Origin of the sequence: Enterobacter sp. CPE_E890 (assembly GCF_046521475.1) — a bacterium.
Classification (GTDB): Bacteria; Pseudomonadota; Gammaproteobacteria; order Enterobacterales; family Enterobacteriaceae; genus Enterobacter; species Enterobacter adelaidei.
In genome coordinates this window covers 158,379-184,326 of the sequence record NZ_JBKFZW010000002.1, presented here as the reverse complement: position 1 = coordinate 184,326, position 25,948 = coordinate 158,379, and the positions used below count along the sequence as shown (strand labels likewise).

Annotated in this window: 33 protein-coding genes and 4 pseudogenes; 30 read left to right on the top strand and 7 right to left on the bottom strand. The window is 52.6% G+C overall.

Annotation, left to right across the window (positions count from 1 at the left end; genetic code table 11):
• Window positions 1-22: 22 nt before the first annotated feature.
• Both ACLHV9_RS25545 and ACLHV9_RS25540 read right to left on the bottom strand, forming a co-directional pair.
• Window positions 23-541 carry a hypothetical protein gene (locus ACLHV9_RS25545; protein ID WP_008324215.1) on the bottom strand — a complete coding sequence of 173 codons (519 nt, stop codon included), beginning with the start codon at window positions 539-541 and terminating at the stop codon, window positions 23-25.
• 7 nt (window positions 542-548) lie between these two features.
• A complete protein-coding gene (locus tag ACLHV9_RS25540) occupies window positions 549-1,409 on the bottom strand; it encodes a WYL domain-containing protein (protein ID WP_008324213.1) in 861 nt (286 codons plus the stop codon).
• Window positions 1,410-1,545: 136 nt separating this feature from the next.
• Here ACLHV9_RS25540 and ACLHV9_RS25535 point away from each other — a divergent pair, with 136 nt between their 5' ends.
• Together ACLHV9_RS25535 and ACLHV9_RS25530 are read left to right on the top strand one after the other, a co-directional pair.
• Complete coding sequence (locus ACLHV9_RS25535; protein ID WP_008324210.1) at window positions 1,546-2,727, top strand: hypothetical protein; 1,182 nt, start codon at window positions 1,546-1,548, stop codon at window positions 2,725-2,727.
• Complete coding sequence (locus ACLHV9_RS25530; protein ID WP_008324209.1) at window positions 2,724-4,952, top strand: Mov34/MPN/PAD-1 family protein; 2,229 nt, start codon at window positions 2,724-2,726, stop codon at window positions 4,950-4,952. The genes ACLHV9_RS25535 and ACLHV9_RS25530 overlap by 4 nt, the downstream gene beginning before the upstream one ends.
• Window positions 4,953-4,996: 44 nt before the next feature.
• On the opposite strand, the pseudogene ACLHV9_RS25525 reads toward ACLHV9_RS25530, so the two are convergent.
• From ACLHV9_RS25525 to ACLHV9_RS25515, 3 genes and pseudogenes are all read right to left on the bottom strand, one after another.
• A pseudogene (locus tag ACLHV9_RS25525) lies at window positions 4,997-5,125 on the bottom strand (DNA polymerase V subunit UmuC); the annotation flags it as partial.
• Window positions 5,125-5,547: a translesion error-prone DNA polymerase V autoproteolytic subunit gene (umuD, locus tag ACLHV9_RS25520; protein ID WP_008324207.1), complete on the bottom strand. Its 423-nt coding sequence runs from the start codon at window positions 5,545-5,547 to the stop codon at window positions 5,125-5,127. The gene umuD and the pseudogene ACLHV9_RS25525, both read right to left, overlap by 1 nt.
• Window positions 5,548-5,726: 179 nt before the next feature.
• The gene (locus ACLHV9_RS25515; RefSeq protein WP_008324206.1) at window positions 5,727-6,398 is read right to left on the bottom strand and encodes an SOS response-associated peptidase family protein; all 672 of its coding nucleotides are present in this window, start codon (window positions 6,396-6,398) and stop codon (window positions 5,727-5,729) included.
• Window positions 6,399-6,757: 359 nt separating this feature from the next.
• Here ACLHV9_RS25515 and ACLHV9_RS25510 point away from each other — a divergent pair, with 359 nt between their 5' ends.
• The 8 genes and pseudogenes from ACLHV9_RS25510 to ACLHV9_RS25475 all read left to right on the top strand — a co-directional run bounded on the left by ACLHV9_RS25510 (window position 6,758) and on the right by ACLHV9_RS25475 (window position 10,856).
• The gene (locus ACLHV9_RS25510) at window positions 6,758-7,435 is read left to right on the top strand and encodes a DNA methylase (protein ID WP_008324204.1); all 678 of its coding nucleotides are present in this window, start codon (window positions 6,758-6,760) and stop codon (window positions 7,433-7,435) included.
• Window positions 7,435-7,683, top strand: coding sequence for a hypothetical protein (locus tag ACLHV9_RS25505; protein WP_008324202.1), 249 nt, complete (start codon window positions 7,435-7,437; stop codon window positions 7,681-7,683). The genes ACLHV9_RS25510 and ACLHV9_RS25505 overlap by 1 nt, the downstream gene beginning before the upstream one ends.
• Entirely contained in the window at window positions 7,667-8,086 is a 420-nt protein-coding gene (locus ACLHV9_RS25500; protein WP_008324200.1) for a DUF1380 family protein, read from the top strand. The genes ACLHV9_RS25505 and ACLHV9_RS25500 overlap by 17 nt, the downstream gene beginning before the upstream one ends.
• A 53-nt stretch (window positions 8,087-8,139) precedes the next feature.
• Window positions 8,140-8,919: pseudogene (locus ACLHV9_RS25495) on the top strand (hypothetical protein).
• Window positions 8,920-9,317: 398 nt separating this feature from the next.
• Window positions 9,318-9,824 (top strand): antirestriction protein ArdA, encoded by a 507-nt coding sequence (locus ACLHV9_RS25490; protein WP_008324195.1) that lies wholly within the window; start codon window positions 9,318-9,320, stop codon window positions 9,822-9,824.
• Window positions 9,825-9,866: 42 nt separating this feature from the next.
• Window positions 9,867-10,058, top strand: coding sequence for a hypothetical protein (locus ACLHV9_RS25485; RefSeq protein WP_008324194.1), 192 nt, complete (start codon window positions 9,867-9,869; stop codon window positions 10,056-10,058).
• Between the two features lie 192 nt (window positions 10,059-10,250).
• Complete coding sequence (locus tag ACLHV9_RS25480) at window positions 10,251-10,505, top strand: DNA polymerase III subunit theta (protein ID WP_008324193.1); 255 nt, start codon at window positions 10,251-10,253, stop codon at window positions 10,503-10,505.
• A gap of 34 nt (window positions 10,506-10,539) precedes the next feature.
• A pseudogene (locus ACLHV9_RS25475) lies at window positions 10,540-10,856 on the top strand (hypothetical protein).
• 117 nt (window positions 10,857-10,973) lie between these two features.
• On the opposite strand, the pseudogene ACLHV9_RS25470 reads toward ACLHV9_RS25475, so the two are convergent.
• Window positions 10,974-11,197, bottom strand: a pseudogene (locus ACLHV9_RS25470) (hypothetical protein); the annotation flags it as partial.
• Window positions 11,198-11,481: 284 nt separating this feature from the next.
• Here ACLHV9_RS25470 and ACLHV9_RS25465 point away from each other — a divergent pair.
• The 12 genes from ACLHV9_RS25465 to ACLHV9_RS25410 all read left to right on the top strand — a co-directional run bounded on the left by ACLHV9_RS25465 (window position 11,482) and on the right by ACLHV9_RS25410 (window position 19,844).
• Window positions 11,482-11,712: a DUF905 domain-containing protein gene (locus ACLHV9_RS25465; RefSeq protein WP_008324190.1), complete on the top strand. Its 231-nt coding sequence runs from the start codon at window positions 11,482-11,484 to the stop codon at window positions 11,710-11,712.
• 70 nt (window positions 11,713-11,782) lie between these two features.
• Window positions 11,783-13,792 (top strand): ParB/RepB/Spo0J family partition protein, encoded by a 2,010-nt coding sequence (locus ACLHV9_RS25460; RefSeq protein WP_200925819.1) that lies wholly within the window; start codon window positions 11,783-11,785, stop codon window positions 13,790-13,792.
• 42 nt (window positions 13,793-13,834) lie between these two features.
• Window positions 13,835-14,266, top strand: a complete 432-nt coding sequence (gene psiB, locus ACLHV9_RS25455; RefSeq protein ID WP_062856914.1) for a conjugation system SOS inhibitor PsiB — start codon at window positions 13,835-13,837, stop codon at window positions 14,264-14,266.
• Window positions 14,263-14,991, top strand: a complete 729-nt coding sequence (locus ACLHV9_RS25450) for a plasmid SOS inhibition protein A (RefSeq protein ID WP_008324185.1) — start codon at window positions 14,263-14,265, stop codon at window positions 14,989-14,991. Before psiB ends, ACLHV9_RS25450 begins: the two co-directional genes overlap by 4 nt.
• Window positions 14,988-15,311, top strand: coding sequence for a hypothetical protein (locus ACLHV9_RS25445; protein WP_008324183.1), 324 nt, complete (start codon window positions 14,988-14,990; stop codon window positions 15,309-15,311). Before ACLHV9_RS25450 ends, ACLHV9_RS25445 begins: the two co-directional genes overlap by 4 nt.
• Before the next feature lie 61 nt (window positions 15,312-15,372).
• On the top strand, window positions 15,373-15,732 hold the full coding sequence (locus tag ACLHV9_RS25440; RefSeq protein WP_008324181.1) for a hypothetical protein: 360 nt from the start codon (window positions 15,373-15,375) through the stop codon (window positions 15,730-15,732).
• 626 nt (window positions 15,733-16,358) lie between these two features.
• Window positions 16,359-16,733: a hypothetical protein gene (locus tag ACLHV9_RS25435; RefSeq protein ID WP_008324180.1), complete on the top strand. Its 375-nt coding sequence runs from the start codon at window positions 16,359-16,361 to the stop codon at window positions 16,731-16,733.
• A gap of 53 nt (window positions 16,734-16,786) precedes the next feature.
• Window positions 16,787-17,074 (top strand): hypothetical protein, encoded by a 288-nt coding sequence (locus ACLHV9_RS25430; protein WP_008324178.1) that lies wholly within the window; start codon window positions 16,787-16,789, stop codon window positions 17,072-17,074.
• A gap of 46 nt (window positions 17,075-17,120) precedes the next feature.
• A complete protein-coding gene (locus tag ACLHV9_RS25425) occupies window positions 17,121-17,465 on the top strand; it encodes a hypothetical protein (protein WP_008324177.1) in 345 nt (114 codons plus the stop codon).
• A gap of 85 nt (window positions 17,466-17,550) precedes the next feature.
• Window positions 17,551-17,814, top strand: a complete 264-nt coding sequence (locus ACLHV9_RS25420) for a hypothetical protein (RefSeq protein WP_008324174.1) — start codon at window positions 17,551-17,553, stop codon at window positions 17,812-17,814.
• Window positions 17,815-17,856: 42 nt separating this feature from the next.
• Window positions 17,857-18,687: an N-6 DNA methylase gene (locus ACLHV9_RS25415; protein WP_008324171.1), complete on the top strand. Its 831-nt coding sequence runs from the start codon at window positions 17,857-17,859 to the stop codon at window positions 18,685-18,687.
• Between the two features lie 626 nt (window positions 18,688-19,313).
• Window positions 19,314-19,844, top strand: coding sequence for an antirestriction protein (locus ACLHV9_RS25410; protein ID WP_008324170.1), 531 nt, complete (start codon window positions 19,314-19,316; stop codon window positions 19,842-19,844).
• Between the two features lie 46 nt (window positions 19,845-19,890).
• Here ACLHV9_RS25410 and ACLHV9_RS25405 read toward each other — a convergent pair whose 3' ends face one another.
• Complete coding sequence (locus ACLHV9_RS25405; protein WP_008324168.1) at window positions 19,891-20,367, bottom strand: transglycosylase SLT domain-containing protein; 477 nt, start codon at window positions 20,365-20,367, stop codon at window positions 19,891-19,893.
• Between the two features lie 431 nt (window positions 20,368-20,798).
• On the opposite strand from ACLHV9_RS25405, the gene traM reads away from it, so the two are divergent.
• The 8 genes from traM to traB all read left to right on the top strand — a co-directional run bounded on the left by traM (window position 20,799) and on the right by traB (window position 25,936).
• Window positions 20,799-21,191 carry a conjugal transfer relaxosome DNA-binding protein TraM gene (gene traM, locus ACLHV9_RS25400; RefSeq protein WP_008324167.1) on the top strand — a complete coding sequence of 131 codons (393 nt, stop codon included), beginning with the start codon at window positions 20,799-20,801 and terminating at the stop codon, window positions 21,189-21,191.
• A 188-nt stretch (window positions 21,192-21,379) separates the two neighbouring features.
• Window positions 21,380-22,069, top strand: a complete 690-nt coding sequence (locus ACLHV9_RS25395; protein ID WP_008324166.1) for a hypothetical protein — start codon at window positions 21,380-21,382, stop codon at window positions 22,067-22,069.
• 86 nt (window positions 22,070-22,155) lie between these two features.
• Entirely contained in the window at window positions 22,156-22,380 is a 225-nt protein-coding gene (locus ACLHV9_RS25390) for a TraY domain-containing protein (protein ID WP_008324165.1), read from the top strand.
• Between the two features lie 57 nt (window positions 22,381-22,437).
• On the top strand, window positions 22,438-22,788 hold the full coding sequence (traA, locus tag ACLHV9_RS25385; protein ID WP_008324162.1) for a type IV conjugative transfer system pilin TraA: 351 nt from the start codon (window positions 22,438-22,440) through the stop codon (window positions 22,786-22,788).
• A 150-nt stretch (window positions 22,789-22,938) separates the two neighbouring features.
• Complete coding sequence (gene traL / locus ACLHV9_RS25380; protein WP_008324160.1) at window positions 22,939-23,244, top strand: type IV conjugative transfer system protein TraL; 306 nt, start codon at window positions 22,939-22,941, stop codon at window positions 23,242-23,244.
• A 14-nt stretch (window positions 23,245-23,258) separates the two neighbouring features.
• Window positions 23,259-23,825 carry a type IV conjugative transfer system protein TraE gene (gene traE, locus ACLHV9_RS25375; RefSeq protein ID WP_008324158.1) on the top strand — a complete coding sequence of 189 codons (567 nt, stop codon included), beginning with the start codon at window positions 23,259-23,261 and terminating at the stop codon, window positions 23,823-23,825.
• A complete protein-coding gene (gene traK, locus ACLHV9_RS25370) occupies window positions 23,812-24,555 on the top strand; it encodes a type-F conjugative transfer system secretin TraK (protein WP_008324157.1) in 744 nt (247 codons plus the stop codon). The genes traE and traK overlap by 14 nt, the downstream gene beginning before the upstream one ends.
• The gene (traB, locus tag ACLHV9_RS25365) at window positions 24,542-25,936 is read left to right on the top strand and encodes an F-type conjugal transfer pilus assembly protein TraB (protein WP_008324156.1); all 1,395 of its coding nucleotides are present in this window, start codon (window positions 24,542-24,544) and stop codon (window positions 25,934-25,936) included. The genes traK and traB overlap by 14 nt, the downstream gene beginning before the upstream one ends.
• Window positions 25,937-25,948: the final 12 nt, after the last annotated feature.

The following is a 25,948-nucleotide window of genomic DNA, read 5'->3' as shown; positions in this document are numbered from 1 at the left end:
CCGGTTAATTTGAATACCCATGTTATTCTTTTTTATCTAAGTCTTTTACCTCATGATTAGTTGCACTTCTTGTTTTTTCAATCCCCCACACGGCCTTTGCAACTTCCTCAATTTTCGCGACAAACTTATCGACATTAAAGCCTGCAATAAACGCCAATGCAAAGAAACCCATTTCACTGGACCCTGCATTGGAGCTAGATTCCAGAACTAACAATCCTGCTTTAAGAAATAAGTAACTGATTGCACCTGCAATTGTACTGGTAAGTGGGCGGATGAAATACCATACATGCCAATCTGGATCCCATTGTTTTCTAATGCATTTATTGATGTAAATTGCACGAAAACAATATAAACAACCACCAATATAGGCAATGGCACCACACATCAGTGGCACCCTTAATGGTGCGTAAGGTGCAGGCAACCACCCCAGAGACATAGCCCCAATAGCGTATGTTGCCAGACATAACAGAATAAAAAGGTAGGTAATTATTATCGCAATCATCCATTCCTTATTGTTTTTATTAATACCAGTTACATTCATGTTAACTTTATCCTATAGAATCTTCAGGTTTTTCTATTCTTAGCATGATGATTTGCTGCTTATCATCTATTGAAGAATCGATTTTCACATCCAAATTTAACCGACGGTTAAGATAATATAATTGTGCTTTACGTATCCGAATTTTCGCCTCGCCATGTACCATTTGGTAATCATGCTCAATAGATAGCCGTCTATTCGTATCGTAGTTAGGGTTTGGACCTATCACCACATCAATAAATGTATTCCAGTCAACATCTTGTGGAATTGATGTCGGTGGGGAAACAAATTCAATAATATTAAAGAATCTGCCAAGGACAAAATCTTTAAACATTGCAGATTTAAAACAATAGGCGCGAATATGCCACCGATGACCATCATGTGCAAATGCAGTTGGGTATAACATACGAACCGCTGGTTCATTAGTCATCGAACGATAATCAACAACCAAAGCCTGTTCTCTTTGCATGGCCCGGATTAAATCAATCAATATTTCAGGTTGTACTTTCCTAGCCGGAAGAGGAAGGCTGGCAACCGGAGGGGCCCATCCAATGAAACTATCACAAGGATCCACTATTCCATTTTCTCGCCCTAATAGTTCATTCAGGTAATGATTACTGTCAAAACTTGAAAAAACAGGTTTGAAATCTGGAGTAGTTACATAAGCCTTCTGAGTTCGATCATACACCATGTTTCTTGGTGCAATCTCTTGATATTTAGCCAAATCTAACGAAGCCTGCGGCACTGAAATTCTGAAAAATGTAGTGATATCTGCACGGTTAAGTCGACCTTCCCACAGTAGGCGAAAATCGATGAATTCAAGTCGTCTCTCTTGGCCCCAATGACCAGTTCGCACCATTTTATCAATCATTTATCAATCATTTCCTGTGCTTACAATTTGAGTCTAAAAAATATACGCATAGTTACTAGACTCGAATAATTACTAGATGTATCTTAGCAACAGATGTTCTTAACCTCAATCTTTCGTATCCCTGAAGGAGATGTCGATGGCAGCAAAAGTTACTTTTTTCCAGGTCGGCAACGGTGATATGACACTGGTGCGTTTGGCTGATACCCAGGGTACATCCATTCTGACTGATGTACATATCCGTTCTGCTGCTGATGACCCCAAAGATGACACACCTGATGTTGCCTCGGCGCTACGTAACAGATTGAAGTACGATAATAACGATCGCCCTTTTGTTGACGTCTTTATGCTGAGTCATCCGGATCAGGACCATTGTGGGGGTCTACGTAAACATTTCTGGCTGGGCCGTCCTGAAGACTATCCAGATGACCATCTGAAACGTTCAGAAAAACGCATAATCATCCGAGAGTTGTGGTCATCACCATTGATTTTTCGACGTCGTTCGAAAAATCACACACTTTGCGAAGATGCTCAGGCATTTAATACGGAAGCTCGGCGCCGTGTAAAATACTGGCGGGAACATGGTTACGCATTTAGCGGTAATCGCATTCTTATCATGGGTGAAGATATTAACGGTAAAACGGATGATCTGAGTGCCATTCTTATTAAAGCTGGAGATACATTCACCAGAATTGACGGGCAAGTTTCAGACGTTTTCTCTGCACAGCTTCTGGCACCTGCACCACATGAAGATGATGAAAATCTGGAAGAAGCCCTTTCTAAAAATGAATCCAGTATCATTATGAATATGAAAATACTGCCTTCCGCATATTCTCGTAATCCTATGCACTTTTTACTCGGTGGGGATGCAGAAGTTCTCATCTGGGAGCGATTATGGAATCGTTACAAAAGCAATCCTGAGGTGCTGGAGTATGATCTTCTCCTCACACCACATCATTGTTCGTGGCATTCACTTTCCTATTATAGCTGGTCACAATGGGGAGAAGATGCTCTGGTTTGCGATGCGGCCCGTAATGCTTTAGGGCAAGCGCGTTCTGGAGCGACAATAGTTTCCAGCAGCAAACAGATACTTGATGACGATTATGATCCTCCGTGTATTCGAGCTAAACGTGAGTACGATGATATTCTGGATAATGTTGATGGTTGGTTCAGTTGCACGGGCGACCTTAAAGATAAAACTGTTCTTGAGTTTGAAGTGGCACGAGATGGAAAATTGATTCCCGCTATTGTTGGTGCAGTTTCTGCTGCGACAAGCGCTGCTACGGCAGCCGCACCCCGGGCAGGTGTAATAAACCAATGATCGAATATTTCGAATTGGGTAAACGCCTCGATTCATCGGGGCGTGATAGCCTATATCCGCAAACAATCTCATTGCTTACAGCATGCGAACAGCATCCCTATATAACTGTTCGAGAATTACGTTTATCTGAGCAAAACAATGACCGCTCGGAATACCTAGTCATTGATGTTGCTGATGGTACAGTAACTTCTGGCAATAAGGCTGGCATTCGTCGTAAAGAACGATTAGCTATTGAGATAAACCCTAAGTTCACTATCCCGATCCTAGTTCATGCATTGCGTAAAGATTTTCCTGTTTTATCTCATCAACATGCAGGTGTACCAGACTCTCCAAAAATTCTTTGCCTTTATGATGTATCTTGGAGCGCCGTCGAACGCAACTGGACACCTGAAAGATTTATTGAGCGAATATTTTGGTGGCTCAGAGAATCAGCTGAACAACGTTTGCATCGAGAAGACCAACCTCTTGAGCAACTTTTTTATATGAGCCCCTATCAACTTATTTTACCAGCGAATTATCTTGATTATAATCATGCCGCAGCTCATAAACTCAGCCTCCAGATGGTCAGCAATGGTAAGCCGATAATTTTAAGGGCTGTACCTGAACATTCTAATCAGGGCATCAGACCATTTCGCTTATTAACCATTGCCGTCCCACCAGTTGAAGCCTCATTAGTTGCTTCATATCCTGACAATCTGAAAAAACTGGAAGAGCAGCTTCAATCCTGGGGAAGTGAACTTCTCCAGCCACTCGCTGATGCTGTTTATGATGCTATACCTGATACAGGTCTTCGCCCTAGCTCTGGTGAAAAGGAAGGTTTGCTAATTCTGCTATGGGTTCCTCGTTTAAGGGATGGTAAAACAGAACGTACTGATGTTATGGGCTATATCGTGGAACGCTCACTCTACGAACTTGCCAGCGTATTAGACATACTTGCCCCTAGGAATGAGCGGGGAATACAGCACCGTTTCCGACTACTTGGTGGCGTAAGAGGTACACAATGGCAACAATTACCACTGTTACCTGTCGAAATACGTTCGGCTATGAATGCTGCACGAGCAAGAGACATTTCTGCTGTTGATTCTGATAATGCATCTTTCTATGGTGTTCTGGCTGGCGTTGGGGCTCTTGGCGGCACATTAGCTGATATCTGGATACGAGTCGGCTGGGGACACTGGACATTTATCGATCCTGACAAACTCCTTCCACATAATCTGCCCCGCCATATTGGGGTTGATGATCATATTGGATACCCTAAAACTGATATTCTTCGGCACCTCGCAGGTAGTATTTATCCACATGAACCTCTCCCCGGAGCGATCAATAAAAGTATTCTTGATGACGATCATGATATTGCCAGAGCTGTGAATGAGGCTCACTTAGTTGTGGATGTCAGTACCACCTTTGAGGTGCCTAGGACCCTAGCGTTAAAAGATGATATACCCAGAACAGTTAGTCTGTTTCTGACACCATCAGGCAAGGCCAGCGTGATGTTAATAGAGGATACAGACAGACAGTGCCGAATTGATGCAATTGAGGGGCAATACTACCGGGCAATTTTGAGCAGCGAGTGGGGAAACACTCACCTACAGCACAATTATGGTGATCGTTGGGTCGGTGGTGGATGTCGGGATATTTCTGTACGTATGTCTAACGAATGTATTCACGTTCATGCTGGTATCCTGTCGCGCCAACTACGGCAGACCGTCCTTAAGGATGATGCTCGATTATGTATCTGGGTGTCTGATGAAAATTCAGGTGCAGTGAGCGCTCATGAAATTGAGCTTTACCCTGTGGTATCTGTAATTGCTGGCGAATGGATTGTTAGATACGATCAAGGCTTAGAACAAAAACTGAGACACACCCGTTTACAGGCCCTACCGAATGAAACCGGGGGCGCTATTGTGGGCATAACTGATTTTAAGAACAAGACTATTATTCTGGTTGATGTGCTCCCAGAACCTATCGACAGTAAATCCTCACCAGCCTTCTTTGTCCGAGGAGAAGAGGGACAAAAGGAAGCATTAGAACGGGTTCAGCAGCTGACCGCTCGTGTTGTCGATTATGTTGGTGAATGGCACTCCCATCCTCAAGGATTTTCAGCGAAAGCCAGTAATGAAGATGATAATTTAATCAAAAAGTTACATCAAAAAATGAGTGTGGAAGGTTTACCTGCTGTGATGCTGATTGTTGCGGAAAACGATATCAATATTATAGTCAGATGAAGTTCGCTTCATCTGCATCACAGTGTTACTTGCAATTCCACATAATCGGCACTTCGCGCTATTACACAGCCGTCGTTGTTGCTAAGAACAACAACAGGTTTGTTCCGCAGGTCGGGACGAAAAACTTTCTCGCAGCTCGCATAGAACGAATTCACATCAGCGAGCGCAAACATCAGTTAGTACCCCGCGTCTTATGTATGAATGCCATCACCACGCCGAATATCTGCAGTTCCTCCGGGTAGAGGGTGGGGTAGGCGGGATTCATCGGCAGCAGGGCGATTCGGGGTTTAAGCTGCAGGCGTTTAACGGTGAACTCGCCATCTGTTTCTGCGATGACAATATCCCCCTGTATGGGTTTTTCGGCTTTGTCGACAACCATTAAATCGCCGGAGTGCAGGCCCATATCTTTCATCGAGTCGCCAATGGCCCGGACAAAGTAGGTCGCGCTGGGGCGACGGATACAATAGGCATTCAGATCCAGTTCGTCTTCGGTATAGTCCGCGGCCGGTGACGGAAAACCTGCCGGACAGCGCTCTGTGAAAAGTGGTGCGGTGGACAGTGCTGGTTCAGATGCGGGAGTGACAAAAAGGATCATGGCATACCTCTTAAAATGCCTGTTTTTATATACAGTATTATTTAAGATATTTCCCGTCCTGCAAGGAGAATTTTACCGGCTCCTGCCAGGTTATTGTTCTGCCGGATAAAACAGGCTCTGGGTTATCCACAGAAACGGTGCATAACCCTGTGAGTGGATGCCGGGTATCTCACCGTCTGCTAAGCCAGTGGCTCTATAAGTTCCCTGCCCTGGTTCCCGGGATTGCCAACAGCCCGGCTGACGGGGTGCCATGTGAAATCTTCGGCGGAAAGACTGCCCTCACGGGCAATGTCTTCCGCCTCTTTACCGGTTGTGTTTTCACTGAGCCATTTACGTGCGGCATCCGGTGAGTACACGAACGGTCGCCGATCGTGAATATCCAGCAGTCCCTCATCCGCAGCTGCCGTGACGATCAGGAATCCTTCCAGGTCATTACCATTCTCAAAAGGTGGTTTCCCGATGGCAGCGAGCAGGAGTGGATTTCCGTCCTTGCGGTAAATGAAAAACGGCTGTTTCACGCCGTTTTGCTGTTTCCACTCAAACCAGCCGTCAGCAAAAATAATGGCCCGTCCGTGCTCCCAGAGTGGCCTGAACATCCGGCTGCCAGCCGCAGTTTCACTTCTGGCGTTGATTAGAGCGGGCTTGTTCCACCACTCCGGCGCATAACCCCAGTGAACAGGATCAAGATGCAGCTGCGAGCGGCGTTCACTCAGCAGTAATACCCGGGTTCCGGGCGCAACGTTGTAGCGGCCGACGGGCTCCGGATCATACGGGATGTCCCGTTCTGCTTCTTCTCCGAGAAAGGCCAGGTACTCCTCGCGGGAGTTGTACTGCGTAAACCGACCGCACATTATCGTTTCTCCGGTGTAGATTTCGCATGCGAAATCTGTGTTTTCTTCAGTTCAGAACATAGGCCGTTTTTCAGGTTCCTGCCATCGTGTGGCCGCCGTGCCGCTACTGTAGCCGGGCCGCTTCGAATGCAAGGGTTCGCTCTGCCGGTGTCCTCACCCGGTCGCAGTTTATTTCAAAGGCATTATCCGCCGTCTTCCCGTCGTTTTCCGTCTCAATTTTCGCCGTCAAACCGTCCAGCCAGCGTCTGCTTTTTCACTGCGCTGCGGCTTGCGGCACCGCCCCTGCATTCTCCGCTTTTCGCCCGGCTGTCGTATCGGCACGGCGTAACTGGCGCCGCATTTGAGAAAGGAGAACTACCATGTCCCGATTTATCCAGGGTAATTGCGTCCATATCGTGTCCGGCTTTCCGGATAATGCTGTCGATTTCATTCTGACCGACCCGCCATATCTCGTCGGTTTTCGTGACCGTCAGGGGCGTACCATCGCCGGCGATAAAACCGATGAATGGCTGCAACCCGCCAGCCATGAGATGTATCGCGTGCTGAAAAAAGACGCGCTGATGGTGAGCTTCTACGGCTGGAACCGCGTCGATCGCTTTATGGCTGCGTGGAAACAGGCCGGGTTCAGCGTTGTTGGTCATCTGGTTTTCCCTAAAACCTACACATCGAAGGCCGCATATGTGGGCTACCGCCACGAATGCGCCTACATCCTTGCAAAAGGTCGTCCGTCCCTGCCGCAAAACCCGTTGAATGACGTGATTGCGTGGAAATATTCAGGCAACCGGCACCACCCGACAGAAAAACCCGTAACCAGCCTGCAACCGCTGATTGAGTCTTTCACACATCCCGGCGCAATTGTGCTCGACCCCTTTGCCGGAAGTGGCTCCACCTGTGTGGCCGCCCTCCAGGCTGGCCGTCGTTACATCGGTATTGAACTGCTGGAGCAGTATCACCGGGCCGGACAGCAACGTCTGGCCGCCGTCCGGCGCGCCATGCAGTACCCGGCCGCTAACGACGAGTTCCCGGAGGCCGCGTAATGAACTATGCCGGACACGAAAAACTCCGCGCAGAAGTGGCGGAAATCGCCAACAGCATGTGTGACCTGCGGGCGACGCTGAACGGGATGGAGCACCGCTATCGCTTTGACTCCGATGTGCTGGCCGAACGCCTGACCCGTCAGACCCTTTTTCGCATCAATGCCCTGTTTATGGCGGCATACAACGAAATTCTTGAGTTGGATGCCTGCTTTAAGGACAGAGGAGAAAAATATGTACGGAACCTGTGAAACCCTCTGCCAGTTGTTGCGTGAACAGTATCCCGCAGAAACCCCGCTGAACCTCATTGTCTGGTCCCCGGCGGATATCGAAGCGCTGGCCGACGGAATGGAATATGCTGTTTCGGAGCAGGACACAAGGGTGGTACTGGCGCGTATGGACGCCATTCCGGAGGAACAACGGCTTGAATCGGGCGTGTCTGCCGGTGCGGTGATGGATCTGATTGAACAGGTGAAACAGGCCGCAGCGGCGGTGAGTGTGCCGGCTGACCTGCTTGAAACCCTGCTGACCACTGCCGAACAGGCGTTATGGCACAGGGAATGGACCGCCCGTGACAGCAATCATCCGGTCCCGGAAAGCGTTACCCGCCGCCTGGCTGATGCGGCGAAAGTTCGCGCCTTACTGAAAAACTGAAATCAACACGCCGCCCGGGCGGCGTGTACTGACCCCGTTCAGAGGAACCCATTATGCAGGAAATCACCACGTTAACCGCCCTTGTTATGCGCCGTGCGCGCGATTTGATTGCTGATTATTGATGGCCTGACCATACCGATGTTGATCAGCGTGATCCGGTCAATAAACCGGGATGGATAAGCATTTATGTCCGTCTGGATGCGGCAAATATTGTTCATCTGCTGCCTTTGCTTTGTACCGGTGACGTACCCGCAGAGCTGCAAAGTGCCATGACAAAAATAGCCGGGACGCCAGCGCAGATTATTTTATCCGGCAGCCGCTATGCCGACGCGCCGCAGCTTCCGGAGGACGGAACACAGATAGCGTTCCCCTGGGCCGGGGAATGGCTGACGGAGCCGGAGATTCAGGCTGTAACGGATTGCCTGTCCCGCGCGGTGCGGGATATCTCCCGGCAGGTATGGGAGGATGCGCGCCGGATAAAGGCGGCGCTGACCACGCGCGGGGAAACGCTGTTTTATCGCCAGACCCGAAACTTCCGTCTGGTTGTGAAGGAAAATGATATGCCCTGCTGGCTGGACGATGATGACAATTTGCCGGTGGTGCTCGATGCCATCCTGAACAAAGGGGCACGCTACAGCAGAGTCGAGTTCTTTGTTATCAGCGACAATGTTGATCAAATCCTGGCATGTGGCCAGATGTGCGATGTGCTGCGTATTCCGGGCGAGCCTCCGCGCCGGTGGATGGATTTAACCCTGTTACATGAGGTCATGGCAGAAGCGCGTGCAGAAATCAGTCTTGTCCGCAATGCCCTGTCAGCAATCCGGCCAGTGTAGCGAACAGCAGGGGGCGGCGGCCCCCTGAATCCACCACGAAGGATGTCGCCGGCTCCACTTTTACGGCTCTTCCTTCACGTTGTTCCGGCTTCGCGGTGAGTAACGTCCCGTGCGGCCTGCGGCAAACGCCGTGCCTCTACTATAGCCGGGCCGCGGCTGATGCAAGGGAAGCGTAAACGCCGTCACCTTCACCCGGTCGCAGTTTATTTCATACGTTATCCGCCGTCTTCCCGTCGTTTTCCGGCTCAATTTTCGCCGTCAAACCGTCCAGCCAGCTCCTGCTTTTTTACTGCGCTGCGGCTTCGGTGACGCCCTTGCATCCTCCGCTTTTCGCCCGGCTGTCGTGTCGGCACGGCGTAAGCCGGAACTCAGACGACATCGACTATGGAGGATTTTTTATGCGCACTACAACCACCACACCGGCTGTTTACGTGGGCACGTATCACAAATACAACTGCGGCAGCATTTTCGGCAAATGGTTTGATCTGACGGAGTTTAACGGCAGGGAAGATTTTTACGAGGCCTGTCAGGCACTGCATGCCGATGAATGGGATGCCGAGTTTATGTTCCAGGACTGGGAGGGCATTCCGTCGCAGTTCGTCTCTGAATGCTCCATTGACTGGGATTTTATCGCCGCTTACAAACGCGCCGAAGAAGAGGGCAGGGAAGCCGCTTTTATCGCCTGGGCGGAGTATACCGGCGAATGTGACTATGACGCGTTTGATGATGCGTACCGCGGCGAGGCGGAAAGCGAGGAAGACTATGCGCGGGAGATGGTGGAGGACAACGGCCTGTTAAATGAGGTGCCGGAGCCGTTGCGCAGCTATTTCGATTTTGAAGCCTGGGCGCGTGACCTGTTCAGCAGCGGTTATGTGTTCCATGACGGCTATGTCTTCAGCAACTGATTAATGTCCGGCGGGGAAACCCGCCGGTTAAGGAGAAAACGTATGAAACTTGCATCGGAAACCCGCGAGATCCTGCGACAGTACAAAGCCCTGATTAATGCCCGCCGACGTGATGCCGGTCAGCGGGAACTGACCACCGCGCAGGTGATGGATGAAATCTGCGAATACATGACCTGTCAGTGTGCCGTGTACATCGGCGGTCATTTCATCTTACAGGGTGGAAAAGGCCAGTAAGTATGATGGCAGGCGTCCGGGCCGGAGGGCGCCTGTCAGCCCGCGCGAAAAACCGGGCAGGCTGCGCCTGCCGGAGAGAAACTTCGCCGCGCCTCCGGCGCCGCGCACTCTCCTCTCCGTTGTCAGTCGCTGTTGCCCGGGAAAGCGCGTATTATCAGGGATATCTTCCTGTAAAGCAGACCGGTGAAGCATATGTCGAAGTGGAATATCGCCTCTTTCTCAAAAGATGATCAGGATAAGGTCTCAGTCGATAAAGCCGCCGCTGCCGTTGCCTGGCAGGAAAGGATGAACAAGCCTGTTGTGCCTGAGCTTGTTGAACGGGAACAGCCTGAACATCTTCGCCAGTATTTTCGTGAACGGCTTGACGTTCATCGGCAGAACAGTCAGCAGCTGCCGCGCGCAAATGCGCCCGAATATAATAAACCCGGAGATGAGCAGCAGAAGTGATTCTTATAGTCAGTGTGTCCAGGGAGGAAATTTTATGCGTATGTCTCTGATGTTTGCGGCCGTGACTCTTTTAACCGGTATTAACCTGTTGTTTATTCCGTTTCAGCCTGTACCGGCTCTATGGGGGGGAATCTTGGCCGTTGCTTTTATCCTGATTAATGTCGCGGCGGATAAACTGCGTCTCTGGAGTGGCGTTGCATGGATTATCGTTGCCGGCATCATCATAATTTTGATGCTGAAGGGGAAGGAACCGGGGGACGAATTAAGATGCTGATCACCGTTTTTGCTTTCCTGGCTTCGGCCTGGTATAGCGTTGTGCAGTACAGAAAAGAAAAGCATTTTCGCTCCTGATGTTCCCGGCTGGCATCAAGCTGGATGATCGTCAGCCATCATTTTAGCCGCATGTAATCCATTCTTATCCTCCCGTTTTCTGTTTTCTGCCCGTTCCCGTTTTCATTGCGGGCGTCCGGGCGGGCTGTCGTGAACGGAGCCGGTAAACCGTCTCCGCCCTTCGGGCTTCCATCCCATGACGCAACACCAGGGCTTGCAGCATCCTTATCAGGATGCGCCGCCTCTGTCGCGCCGTGGCCTGCGCTCCCTGCACCCCGGCGAAAATCAACGGCCGCCGGGCTGTAAGGGGCAACGCCGTTTCGCGCCCGCGCTTTCCGTCGTTGCGGCGGGTTCCTGCTCATTCCTTGCCTGGTTTTTTCACCCTTTTGAGTCCTTTCGCCGGGGCTGAGACAAGCACAGCCGCTGTCAGCTGTCCAGGGTAAATGGCACGCGGTAAACCGCGCCCCGGACATCCGCCATCGCCCGCGCTGGTTTACGCCCCTGCGGCGAACGGCTCTCAAACGGGTGAAGGTAACAACCAGCGGGGGCGTTCAGCAGGTCCCCGCAAAACGTCAAAACCGCGGCCCCGGCAACTCAATGGGTGATGGTTTTTTAAAAGCAAAACAGGTTCAGAAGGAGGGGCAACATGAGCGAGGCGCTGGCGGTTTTACCCGACGACACCTTTACCCGCGAACAGGCTGAGGTCGTTGCGGCGCAGTACACCAACGTGGCAATTGAGGACGATCAGGGTACACATTTTCGTCTGGTCGTTCGTCAGAACGGCGTAATGGTCTGGCGCGCGTGGAATTTTGAAGCGGATGCCGGGAAATGGCTCAACCGTTACATCGAACGTTACGGTATTCGTAAACAGCAGTAAATAAGAAGGTGCCCTGCCGGAGCGGTAACTCCGCAGGGCCGGACAATCATCAATCAGTGAGGTATCAACTATGTCAGTAACCGATGTTAAAGCAAAAGCACCCAAAAAAGCGAGCAGCAAAAAAATTACGAAGGCACAGGAGGCTGCCCTGAAGATCGCCCTTGAGGCCGCTGCGGTCGAGTACGTTCCGCTGTCCGATCTCGTTAAATCCCCGCTGAACGTGCGCTCCATCCCCTATTCCGTGGACAGCGTTCGCGGTCTGGCCGACTCCATCGAGACGCTCGGACTGCTGCAGAACCTTATTGTTCACACCCTCGCGGACGGACAATCCGGCGTGGCCGCAGGTGGCCGCCGATTAACTGCCCTGCAACTGCTGGCGCAGGAAGGGCGTCTCGCTGCTGACCATACCGTTATGGTGAAGCGTGTTTCCGACGACATTGCCGCCCTTGCCTCCGTCGCCGAGAACGAGCAGCGCGCCGCCATGCATCCCGCCGAGCAGATTGCAGGTTTCCGTACGCTGGCAGGGCAGGGCAAAACCCCCGCGCAGATTGGCGACGCGCTCGGCTTCGGCTCCCGTCACGTGCAGCGCATGCTGAAGCTGGCAAACCTCGCCCCCTCCCTGATGGAGAAGCTTGCACAGGACGAACTGACCGTTGAGCAGTGTCAGGCGCTCTGTCTCGAGGACGATCCTGCCCGTCAGGTCGAGGTATTCGAAAACGTGAAGGCCAGCTGGTCAAACGCGCCCGCACACCTGATTAAACGCGCTATTACCGAAACCGAGATGCGCACCGACAACGCCAAATTTCGTTTTATCGGGCGCGATGCCTACGAGGCGGCAGGGGGTTACATCCGTGAAGATCTGTTCAGCCAGGACGAGGGCGACGGTACGGCTGACAGCGTGCTGGTTGAGCGTCTGGTGCAGGAAAAGCTGGAGCGTATCGCGCAGGACATTCAGCAGCGGGAGGGCTGGGCATGGAGTCGCGGACGCGCAGCCCGCATCTGGTACCACGGCGAAGACGGTAAGGAGTTCGTGCAGCCTGCTGAACCCGATCCGGTGTACACCCCTGAGCAGCAGCAGCGTCTTGGTGCGCTGCGGGAGCAGTACGATACATATGACAGCGTTTGCGACGAGTCAGATGCGATCGAAGCGGACATCCTCGCCATTCAGGCGGCGGCAGAAGCCAGCGCGTGGACTGACGACATGAAGTCAGGCGCGGGAGTGATGGTCAGCCTGTACGAAGGGCAGGTGTACGTGCAGCGCGGTGTGCGCCTGAAAGCGGATATGCCTGAAGAAACCGTAACCAGCAGCGTAACGGTGCCATTCACCTCACGCCAGCCCGACGCCGCAGAGGGGATCAGTGTTCCGCTGCTCACGAAAATGACCTCCGAACGTACGCTGGCAGTCCAGGCGGCGCTGATGCAGCAGCCCGAAAAGGCGGTGGCGCTGATGGTCTGGCGCATGTGTACCTGCGTCTTCTCGGGCTGCCTGACCACGACGCATCCGTTCCGTATCAGCCTCACTGTATCTCACGACAGCCTGACGGAGAACGCCCCGTCCGGTAAGGATGGCGCAGCGTTTAACATCCTGATGACCGAACGGGCAAGGCTGAAAGCCCTGCTGCCGGAAGGGTGGGAGAAGGACTTCACCACCTTCTTTGCCCTTGACGGCGGGGTGTTGATGTCGCTGATGGCCTTCTGCACGGCCTGTTCCGTTGACGGGGTGCAGACCCGCGATATGGGGCACACCTCGCGCAGTACCCTCGATGCGGTCGAGGCGGCAATCGGCTTCCACCTGCGCGACTGGTGGCAGCCGACGAAGGACAACTACTTCGGCAGCCTGAAACATCCGCAGATTGTCGCCTCCCTGAAAGAGGCGGGGCTGACGGGCGCGGCGGGTGACGCGGAGAAGATGAAGAAGGGCGATGCTGCAGCGCATGCGGAGCACTTTATGCAGCACACCCGCTGGGTTCCGGCATGGCTCAAAGGACCGGAGTCAGCGGGTGAATCCGGTGCAGACGACGCGGCTTCAGATACCGACAGCCCTGACAACGACACCACCAACACGGCACACGCCGCCTGATAACGGAGCGCCGCCCTGCGGGGCGGCGATAAGGAGATACCCATGCGCACTATTCTGACCCCCGATGTACTGAAAACGATGTCCTGTGATGAGTTTGAGGACTGGCGGGACAGCGGCGAAGACTTCCGCCGCGAACTGACCCACGCCGTCATGCGTGACCTGTCCTGCCCTGAAAACTGGGATGTGAACGGCGAGTACCGCAGCGAGTTCGGCGGCTTCTTCCCCGTACAGATACGCTTTACCCCCTCGCACGGCAATTACCATATTGCGGTGTGCAGTCCTGGTGCCATCAGTCCGGCGTGGATGGTGGTGTTCGTGCCCGCCAGCGGTCGCCCGTTCTCCGTCATTAGTACCCTGAGCGGCTACCAGCCGGAGCTTGTCAGCCACACCGTCAGCCTGACGGCGCGTCTCGATGCGGACGGATACAGTCAGGCCAGCATCATCAGTATTCTGGCAGCGGAGGGCGCGGCATGATACCTGCAAACCTGTCACTGGTTCCCTTCAGCCCTGAGCGACGCGCCGCGATGGAGGCCATCGCGGAGGTTGAACGCCGGCGGTCGCGCGGCGCGGTGTCCACGATGTATCCGTATGCCAGCGCCTTTTTCCGGCGGCTCACGGGCAGCACGCGCATCACTATCAGGGAAATCCATCATTTTGCGCCGGTGCTGACGGCGCGGGAGCTGCGGGGCAGCAGGGACAGCTGGCTCAGTGCCATCGATGCGCTGATTGAAAGTCGCGGGACGCGTTGCTGGCTGCCGCTTCCCGTTGGTGCGGGTCAGCGCCTCTTTCCGGAGGTGGCCTTTCAGCAGACCGAGCGGGTTCGCTGTCAGGACGCCCTGCGGGATGAAAAATACACCCGACAGCGTCACAAAGAACGGTGCCAGCGTGAGCAGGCGTACCAGGCGCTGGCGGGGCAGGCGGAGATTGAGCTGGCATTCCATACGCCTGAAACGGTCAGCAGCTGGAGCGCACGCTGGTCGGGGACTGAACTGCGCCAGTACGACCTGGAAGAGATGTTCTGGCGCTGGAGCGAGCGTTTCCCGTCACTGGAGCCAATGGAGCGCTGGACGATGGAGAGTCAGCCTTTCTGGACGGTGATGGCTGAAACGAATGCGCTGGCAAGGGAAAGTCCGGGATCTGTCCGGCAGCTGGAGCGCTGGATGGTACCCAACAAGCTGACAGCGCGGAGTCAGGTATGAAGTGGCGTTACTCGCTGCGCTGGAAGCGTCCCGGTCCCTGTCCCGGTGAACCTGAACTGGCGTCAGAAGTGGTGGAGGCCGGGAAGCCAGCCCCTGAGTCCGTGATGTCACTGTGGGTGGCAGGAGCCGGATATGCTGTCTGCGTTGATTTTCTGTATGAACGGCCGATCAGGCGCTGGAGCGATGAGCGAAAGGCGGCCACGCGGCGACGGAATCTGGCGCGTCGTGTTAACAGGATCGCGCCCCTGTTTGCAGATGAACTCATTGAGCGGGAACTGACGGTGCGACCGGATTATTTTCGGGGAAAGTCGCCTCACTGAGTCTGATATCATATCCTGCCAGAATACGGTCGGCAGGGTGCTTAAAAGGGATAATTTAGAGATGAGATACTGGATACTGGTCGCGCTGTTAAATGGCCTGTTTACGCTGGTCATACATTACGCGGCGCCGGAGATGTTCGGAAGCACGGCGTACTATGCCGGGGTGGCAATCTGTGCCCTGATTGCGCTGGTTATCACCTGGCGCGATCCGCCAGGTATGCTGGACAACGTGCTCTTGTTTCTCCTTAAGTGGGGAATTGTGGCTTCAGGTCTGGCGTTTTTTATCTGGGGTATCGGATACAAGCTGGAATTCTGGGGAGATCATAACCCCGATGAAATTGGCGGTGCTGAGCGGTGTTCTGCTTCTGGTCAGTGGCTGGGTGTACTGGAGGCGAAGGTAACAAACTATACGCCAGCGTGAGGGCAGGAAAGTAAAAAGAGCGGTTATGCCTGCGGTATAACTGCTCTTTTATATGGTCCTCACGCTTTGTAATTTCCTGCTGTGAATCACCTCTGAAGAACGAACGCTGCGAATTATGGTGGCAGTTGTCTGTATCATCTTTTCAAATTTGCCTGCTGTCTGACGGGGTCACTGGCCATGACTGCGGGCGACCTCCCTGACGGGAACCGGGGCTGTCGTAAACGGAGCCGGTAAACCGTCTCCGCCCTGACGGGCTTCCATCCCACTGTCGCAACGTCAACACCGGCTCGCAGTGACCGTTCCGGTCACGCCGCTTTCACCATGCCGGCGATAAAGCCGCCGGCACTCAGGTGACGCCACGTCGTTCCGCCGTGTCGGGTGTGTTCATCCTCTCCCCGTACCTCTGGCGAGCCCTCTCCCGTTAAGTCCCCGGGCGGAGGGCTTGTCGTAGCACCGTCGTGTCGTCATCCGAAGGGTGAAATGCACTCCGCCAAAACTTTTTGCGAGGGACCGCAAAAACTTTAGTCTCCGCCCTTCTCCTGCCGCCCCGCCGTTGCTCCTTTGCCCTTTGCCGCCAGGGAACTCACCGAGAGATGGATAAACCACCAGACAGGAGGAAAAGCAGGATGAACACACAGAACGTCAACGTCAAAACCGCCACCAAAGAATCTTCCGAAAGATGGGTGAAAACCTCGTCCCTGCGTACTGATGGCTTTGTGCGCAATATCCATTCCCGTAACCCGTTCGATGTTATTCGCGCGGACGTGGTGCTGGCCCGTATGGAAATACAGGCTAACCGGGGATGTGGCCTGCACTACGAGATTTATGAGTCCCGTCTGCTGGGTATGGCTATGCATTACCTGGCAGAACTGCCACTGAAAGACCGTCCGGCGTTTATGGGGGCGGCAGCGAAACGGGGTTACATGCTGACGACTGCGGAAGAAGAACGTGCCGATGGTGAATGTGCTGACCTGATGATCGAGCTGGCGGCGGATTACTGATTACTTAACCGGCTGGCGGCAGGGGATGCCGCCAGTCACACCGGAGAAACATTATGAGCAACAGCAACACGAACAGTACGTTCAGCTTTGACGCATGGGAGAAAAGCGCGCTCAGCGAACTTGATACCCTGCAAAACCACGTCAGTAAAGCCCTGATGAAGTACCAGAGCAATACGGACAAAACGGCGCTGGGCGAGTCTGCAAACCGCTATATGGGCGAACTCAGAACCGCTGTCACGCGCATCCTGAAAGCCACGCCAGCCATTCAGCAGAAAGTCGACGAGATTGCCGACATGCTGCACCTGATGGCGCATTTTTCCGGCATCACGTTCGACGAATAACCACCACGGCGAAATATCAACGCCATTAACCAGAAGGAGATAAACCATGCACTTAAATCTGACCGAATCCTGCGCTGAAGCGGGTATTTATGCGACCAGTGAGGCCGAACGCGCGTACTGGCTGAGCCGCGAAAAGTCATATCTGACCGCGTCCGTCGAAATCGACGTACACGCCTTCCATGATGCGCTGGGGCTGATGTACCCGATGAACTGGCGCAGCAGTCAGAACGGCGAGTGTGAAACCTTCATGCTGGCGGAAATGGTCTGCGGCAATGTGACCGAAATCTACGCGCGGATCGGTATCCGTTATTACCGGATGCGCGACTACAGCAACCTTGACCACGCGGAGATTCTGGCACGCGTTAAGGAGGGAGTGCAGCGCCAGAAATGAAAAAGGCAGACTTTCGTCTGCCATATCCCGCCGGATTTACCCGCTTGCAACGATTAATCCGGCCTTCACCAAAAGGAACAAACCAATGCAATTCAGTGAAGTTTCGATTGTTACACCGACCGCCCTGTATGTCCAGATGCTTGAGGCGGAAAACGCACCCGTAAAAAAACAGGTGCGTATTAAACGCAGTGATATCGACCGTGACGACATCAGCGCCGAAATGCGGGCGCTGGGCCGTCACATAGCGCACTGCCGGAAGAAGGGGCGCGCCGTTCGTATTCCTGCCATGCGCGGGAGTGAGTGGGGGCAGGTGTTACGCACGCTCGAACTGAAGCGGGCATTTAACTGATAACTGAGCCGCTCCTTACGGGGCGGCATTTAAGGAGGAAATATGTCTCAACTCAGTTTTGCCAGCTTCTTTGATCAGGCGAGAGAAGCCGCACCCTTAACACCCGCTAAACCCGTATTGCCCACCGTGAATGCGCAGCCGATACTGCACCGGATGATGACAATCGACCAGGCCCGCCGCCAGTTTATCAGCGTGTTCAGGGATACCGCCCGCAGCCTGCGCCGCTGGGAGGTGTTCAGCGACTTTATCACGCTGGCCGCCAGCGAGCTGGATATGGCGCGGATAAGAACGCCAGAGAATATTGAGCAGAGCCGCAAAATCTGCGCGAAGTACAGCGAGAGTGATATCAGCAACCTGCATACGCTTTTCTGCCTGATGGTCTGCGCACTGGAGGCCAAATTCCACGACTTCCTCGGCGCGATCTTCATGGAGCTTGAGCTTGGCGACGACCGCAACGGACAGTATTTCACGCCGTATCACGTCCAGTCACTGCTGGCGAGGCTGCTGATGCCGGACGTCGACGAAACGATACGCCGTGAGGGATTCGTTACCGTCAGCGATCCGGCAAGCGGTGCGGCGGGAATGATTGTGGCGTATGCGGAATATCTGCTGGAGGCGGGCTATAACCCGTCTGAACATATGTTCGGAAGCTGCATCGATATTGATTCTGTTGCGGCCGATATGGCGTTTATTCAGCTTTCCCTGCTGGGTATTCCTGCCGAGGTGGTCACGGGCAATACGCTGACGATGAAGTTAAACAGGGTGCGGTATACGCCTGTGTACTACATCAACAACTTTGGTAAGCGGCTGGACGATCAGCGCCGTATCAGTGCCATGCGCGAATTTTTGCGCTGTATAAATGACGCTGCATAGCTATCCAGAAGGGCAGGGGAGTGTCCTGCCTTTCGTGGCATCAAAGGCCGCGCGCCTGCGGCGCAGAATAAGCAGGCTGCGCTGACGCGCTGCCTGCATTATTCCGGCGCGTGGTAGTCTGAAGTTCCTGTCTTTTGGTCAGGTGGTTAATATTCCTCATTCTCCTGCTGGCGATGGTCTTTATTATTCTGCCGCGGATATGGATATTATCCTTTCTTTTCCGGGCGTCGTCCCTGAAGGGACACGGCTGTCGTGAACGGAGCCGGTAAACCGTCTCCGCCCTTCGGGCGTCCATCCTGACGTAAATTCAAATTCACGCTTGCTGCATCCCGAATGGATGCGCCGCTTTCACCGTGGCGGTAATAAATTACCCCCACTCTGAAGCCCGTAACGGTAATTCGTCTTACGCCGATTTTCCGTTACGGGATGTGTGCATTCTCCTGGTGTGACTATCGCCCGATTTCATCAGTTCGCGGAGGGCTGCTTTTAGCATCAGCCAGTAAGGAAATAAAGGGGTATATAAACGCTGCGCGCCCCTTTATTTCCTTACTGTCAGCTGCTCATTGCCCTTCGCCGCTCAGTGATGAAGTCGAACGATGTAATAACCCAATGAGGAGAAAACCAGAATGCACACATTAAACGTCAAAACCGCCACTCGTGAATCAGCCGAACAATTTAAGATCGATGAACGCCAGCGCTACTCTGTTACAGATGGTGATGAACGTCTGGATTTTATTCCTGCGCTCTTTTTTACGCCTTCTGCTGATAACATGATTGCCAGCTGGTTACGTCAGCATTCAGATTATGATGGCGGTTTCTGGAATTACTGGATTATTCCGCAGGGCACCGGAGGAAACATTGCTCCGAACTGTGTCAGATTCACCACGACGCAAACCGGATATATCGCACCGGAAGGTGAACAGCGCTATAACATGGTTATTCCCGGTAATTACTTTGAAGCAGAGGTCAGTGCCGATGCTGCCGGAATTATTGCGACCCTGATGATCATGAACTGGTTGTCCTGGCAGGTTGCAGATATGGGGCCTGAATATTCGAAAGTCTGTAAACACCTCGTCGCTCGTCAGGATGCACTGAAAGACTACATCAGTATCATAAAACACCCTGAAGCAGATTTAATTTATCGGGCTATTGATTGACGACATAAATACTGGATGAATAAAAAGACCTCCTGTTGAGGTCTTTTTACTGTTTTGCAAGAGTCTGCGCTGCATTTTTATTATTCTTTATAGCCCGATATGTTGCCTCAATTTTTCTGGCATAGACATATCTTCTCTGCGCCTGTTCTTCTGTTTTCCTGAAACCTGCATTATAAGCGCCCACGGCCTGCCAGCTGACTCCCCACTTTTTGAATGCAATTGCAAGATAGTAAGCCCCGGTGTAGATATTCATACACGGATCGGAAAGAAGATGCTCCGGTTTTATTCCATAACGAGCCAGTTCGTTAAAGTGCTGGGAGTCCACCTGCATAAGTCCGGAGCCAAAACCCGAAACAGGATTGTAGCCTTTTACGTATGTGCGGAAGTTCGATTCATTCCAGGAGATTGCCCGAAGCAGATCCGGATCTATATGATAATCCCTTCCTGCCAGATCAAAACAATCAGCAGCGTTCAACATTCCAGAAAAAGCCAACATTAAAAACGTAAGAGCAATCCGTTTCATTTCTTCCCTCCGGGCACCATGCCGGAAATACGTTAACCCATCCCATGCCCAGACTCAACTAATATGCACTCCTCACCACCAAAAGCTCCACACCCCACGCAAAATTAAAGTTTTGCTGATTGGGTATTCAAATCATGCAGTTAGTGAAAAAGTAATGTGAAATAATTTATTTTAATGTGTGTAAACGACTCGGTAGCGAGTTCTATTCGACTCGGTAAAAACTCTACTCAGAGTCATTTGTGACTATTTTTAATAAATCCATTGAGTTATGACTACGGCGAGTCTATATTCGAGTCGTGAATTTTTACAGTGTGTGTCGGCATGCAAGTCGTCTGTTTTCTGGCAGGGAGTTTGTGCCGAGTCGTGCATTTTTAGCTTTTCAAAATATTCTGAGGTACAGAAGTTTTGGAACTATAAATAAGGAGAAAATTATGGCCAGAGTTCAGGTCTATGTAAGCGATGAAGTGTCAGAGAAAATAAGAGTAATCGCTGAAAAACGTCGCGCTGAAGGAGCGAGAGATAAAGATGTAAGTTTTTCGAGCATTGCATCAATGCTGGTCGAACTTGGTCTTCGGGTCTATGAAGCGCAAATGGAAAGAAAAGAGTCTTCCTTTAATCAGGCGCTCTATAATAAAACTATTCTTGAAAATGTAATGAAAACTCAATTTATAGTCAGCAAGCTCCTGGCGATGGAGTCGCTGAGTCCGCATCTCGCAGGAAATGAAAAATTTGATTTCAGGGATATGGTTACGTGTATACGTGAAGATGTGCAACAGATTGTTGAAAAATTCTTCCCCCAGGAGGAAGAGTCTCAAGATAATTAGCTGAAAATGTTTGATAAATAGGATTTAGATCTGCTGTTTTTGAGTGACTTTGGCGTCAGTAATTGATATATTTTATGCAGACATAAGTAAAATTTGATGCTCGCCATTCAGTTTGGCGGGTCGCCGGTACACCGGGCTAGACCCCCGGGTGTACCGACTATACACAGAAACCTTCAGAGGAGGCTTCAATGCACCCGCGCGATCCTAGAGATCTCTCCCAATCAAGTCAATCATTAGATGATATTGTGAAGCGTTTTGATGCGCTCTATAAGTACTCACCTTTGCCTTTTTGCATTCGGAATCAATCCAGAAACCCCATATATAAAAATGATGCATATTTAGATTTCTTTCACCCATTATCAAAGTGTTTTTCAGGTGTCAGTTTTGATCCTGATGAAGTTGAGCTTGATTTGTCGACAATTGAGTTGGAGGCCTTTGTTATGGGGCCTGATACAGCTATTTGTAGAACTTTTAATTTGAATGGTGAGTTTTATCAGTTACGTGTTGAAATTCGTATGGTAAATAAAGAATTATATGCTTTATGGTTTATTAATTACTTCCCGGATTATCAAGCTTTATTCAATACCTCGAATAGGATAAAAAATGATGAGTTTGATTTTGATATTTTTATATCAGGGTTGACGAATAAAAAGATGATTACGTTATGTTTTTCAATTCTTGGTTTTCAACTTCATACGATGGCGCAATATTTAGGTGTCTCTGAAAAAGCAATTTCAAGCAGACTTTCTAGTGTGAAGAGTGAGCTTGCGAAATATTTTATTGATTACGATGACTTCAGATTCTACTGCATGAGAATGGACGTATACAGAAAGGTGAGAATGGTTGTTCTTAAGGTTTTGAATGTTAAATTTATGTAAAAAATATAGTGGAATTTTTCGCGTATTGAATAAATTGTATTCAATGTGTCACTATCCTGACGCAGGAATATGTTGAGAGGGAAAACATGATTAGACGTCACAGGCTTCGTGGCCCAACGGTAACTATGTCGATCTACCTTGACCCACAAACCGATCTTCTTATTTTGAAGGCGAAGGACAGAAGTGGTCGTTCTAAATCAGCTGAAGCGCTGATTCGGTTACGTGACCACCTGGAAAAATTCCCTGATTTCTATAACTCTGAAATGGCGGAGGTGATCCCAAACAATCTTGAACCCAAGTCACAAAATTAGTTTCTTAGGATTTTTATTTCAACAAATCTATCCGGTGTAATTAAAGGATTAATGAATATGACTGATGTGTCTGTTATTAACGCTGTACCCGCGACCCCTGCAAAGAAAAAATTCAGCAAAGTCCCGTTACTCAAAGCGCTGAAGTTTGCCCTGCCTGTCGCAGCCCTTGCTGCGTTTTTCCCTGATACGGTTCTTGCCTCGACTGCGGGTAAAGATCTGATGTCCAGCGGCGATGCAACCGTTAAAGGAACATTTGGTAAAGACTCCAGCGTGGTTAAGTGGGTTATTCTTGCCGAAGTTCTGGTGGGCGCCGTGATGTATATGACGACCAAGAACCTCAAGTTCCTGGCGGGCTTTGCGATCCTGTCCGTATTCGTCACGGTAGGTATGTCTGTCGCAGGATACTGATATCCAGCGACAGCCGTTCAGAGCCACTTCCGACTATTAAATTCCGGTTTAATTCTGAATGCCCTTCACGAGCATTCACGGGAGGGCTTTGCCTGTAATCCGGCTGGCAGGTATTTCCATACTGCCAGCTGTACCGGAGACGGAACATATATGGCAGATGAATCTCTCAAAAAATATCGCTTTCCCGAAACCCTGACGAATCAGAGCCGCTGGTTTGGCCTTCCTGTGGATGAGCTTATTCCGGCGATTGTCTGCCTGGGGTGGGGATTCTGGACCCAGCATTATATCCCCGGAATTATCGCTGCCGTACTGGCCTATCTCGGAATTAAAAAGCTCAAAAAAGGGCGGGGCAGTTCATGGCTACGGGACCTGGTCTACTGGTATATGCCGACCTCACTGCTGAGGGGGATTTTTCATGATGTACCCGACTCATGCTACCGCCAGTGGATTAAATAGACAGGAATAATCAGATGGAACACGGAGCACGATTAAGTACACAGCGGGTTATTGCCATCGGCTTTATTGCCATGGGGGTGGTTATTCTGGGAAGCATCACCACCAATGTTATTCAGGCCGTCAACAACTACCGCCTTCAGAATGAGCAGAAGTCTATCGTCACGCCAATGCTTTTCAACGCGCCGTTTGCCGTGTCGCAGAACCAGGCAGATGCCTCCTACCTGCAACAGATGGCCCTGTCGCTTATCGCCCTTCGCCTCAATGTTACCCCGGAAACCGTTGATGCCTCTCATGAGCAGCTGCTGTCCTATGTCAAACCCGCAGCGCAGAACGAGCTGAAAATCCGGCTTGCTGAGGATGCGAAGCGCATTAAGGACAACAACGTTAACTCGTCTTTCTATATGACCAGCGTGAAGGTTTACCCGGCAAGCAGCCGCGTGGACGTACGCGGCCAGTTGAAGACCTGGATAGGCGACTCGAAACCGTATCCCGAGCTGAAACAGTACGTTCTCAAGTTCGAGCGCGAGGACGGCATCAGCTGGCTCAGTCACTTCGGAGAAATCATCGATGAACAAAAATAGTCGCCGTGCGCTGCTGGCGTTGCTGATGCTCGCTTCCGGTCAGACGGTCGCCGCACCCGCTGCGCTTTCTGCCACGATTGTCCCGTTGACGAACGGGGGACAGGCCAGCATCGCGGTCAGCAATACCGACCCGAACCTTTTTACAGTCGCAGGTGACCGCGTGACGGCCCTGACCAGCCTCGACGGTGAGCTGACGCGTCAGGAACAGACGGCAAGCGGTGGTGTGATTGTCAGCACCCTCAACAAAAAGCCTTTCACGTTCATTCTGGAAACCGAACGCGGCCTCAACTTCTCGGTACAGGCCGTGCCACGTGCGGGCGCGGGGCGAACCATCCGGCTGGTCAGCGAGCTGTCCGGTACGGGTGAAGCGGCGCGCACCTGGGAAGAGTCTTCCCCCTACGAGGCCACGCTGGTTTCCCTGAGCCAGCATCTGCTGGGCGGGCAGCTTCCGTCCGGCTGGCAGGCTATCCCCGTTACGCATGAAGCCCTCAACGCTCCCGCCGGACTTTCTGCAGTCCCCGAGCGCGTCTGGGTGGGTAATCACCTTAAGGTGGTGCGCTATCGCGTCACCAACAATACCGGGATGGCCCGCAACATCGCGGAAAGCGACTTCTGGCAGAGCGGCATTCGCGGCGTGCTGTTTGGTGAAGCCTCGCGTCAGCTGATGGCGGGCGGCGCCCTGCAGGTCTTCATTATCAGCAGCGGAGGTGCGGCTGATGGCCAGCATTAATTCAGTGGTGAAGCGCAAGCAGTTTATCTGGCTGGGTATCGTGCTGGCGACCGTGGGCGTGGTGGGCGGCGGCGGCTGGTATCTGGCGGATGCACGCTACGAGGGCAGCAGCGATGCGGCAGCCGCCGGCGAGCCTGCGCCCGATATGACCGGCGTGGTGGACAGCACCTTTGACCAGAAGGTGCAGCAGCATGCCACGACCGAGATGCAGGCTACGGCCTCCGAGATGCAGAAGCAGTATGCCGAAATGCGCCGCGAGCTTGAGCTGCTCAGCAAGGGGCAGGCAGGCTATCAGCACCAGATTGACAAACTCAGTCAGGATAATGCGGCGCTTTCCGCTCAGGTCAGCGCGCTGGGGGCGAAACCCGTCACCGCATCGGGTGAGCCGGCCCCGCAGCCGCCAGTGCCTGCGCCGGGGCCTGAAGGTGAGCCGCAGCCGACCGGTTTCCCGCCGCAGACGGGGGCCGTCCCGCCGCCGACCGCGTTCTATCCTGGTAACGGCGTCACGCCGCCGGCGCAGGTGCAGTACCAGCCCATCCCCGTACCCAACCAGCTGCGCCGGCAGTCTTTTGCCCACAGCGACGAGAGTAAAGGTCCGTCCCTGCCGTACATCCCGTCGGGCAGCTTCGCCAAATCGATGCTGATTGAGGGGGCTGACGCCAACGCCTCCGTAACCGGTAACGAGTCCACGGTGCCGATGCAGCTGCGCATTACGGGCAGGGTGGAAATGCCCAACAGCAAAAGCTACGACCTGACCGGCTGCTTCATCGGGCTTGAAGCCTGGGGCGACGTGTCCAGCGAACGCGCCATCGTACGCACCCGCAACATCAGCTGCCTGAAGCACGGCGTCACCATCGACCAGCCCATTGCCGGGCACGTGAGCTTCCGGGGAAAAAACGGCATCAAGGGCGAGGTGGTGATGCGAAACGGCAAAATCCTCGGCTGGGCATGGGGCGCGGGATTTGTTGACGGCATCGGTCAGGGCGTGCAGACCGCGTCCCAGCCTTCGGTCGGCCTCGGCGCCACGGCATCACTCGGCGCGGGTGACGTGATGAAGATGGGGATTGGCGGAGGCGCCTCCAAAGCCGCCCAGACCCTCAGCGACTACTACATCAAACGCGCAGAGCAGTACCACCCCGTCATTCCTATTGGGGCGGGTAACGAAGTGACCGTTGTCTTTCAGGACGGTTTTCAGCTGAAAACCATTGAAGAGCTGGCGCACGAGAATGACAGAAGCAAAGCGGAGGGCGACGACCGCAGCCCGGTTCCGCCGCCGTCAGTCCCGCAGGGCGGCATGAACGGGTTCAGTACCGACCAGATGCTCAACCAGCTGGGCAGGCTTAACCAGAGCCAGTTTATGCCGAAGGCCGACTCACAATAACCCCACGTAAAG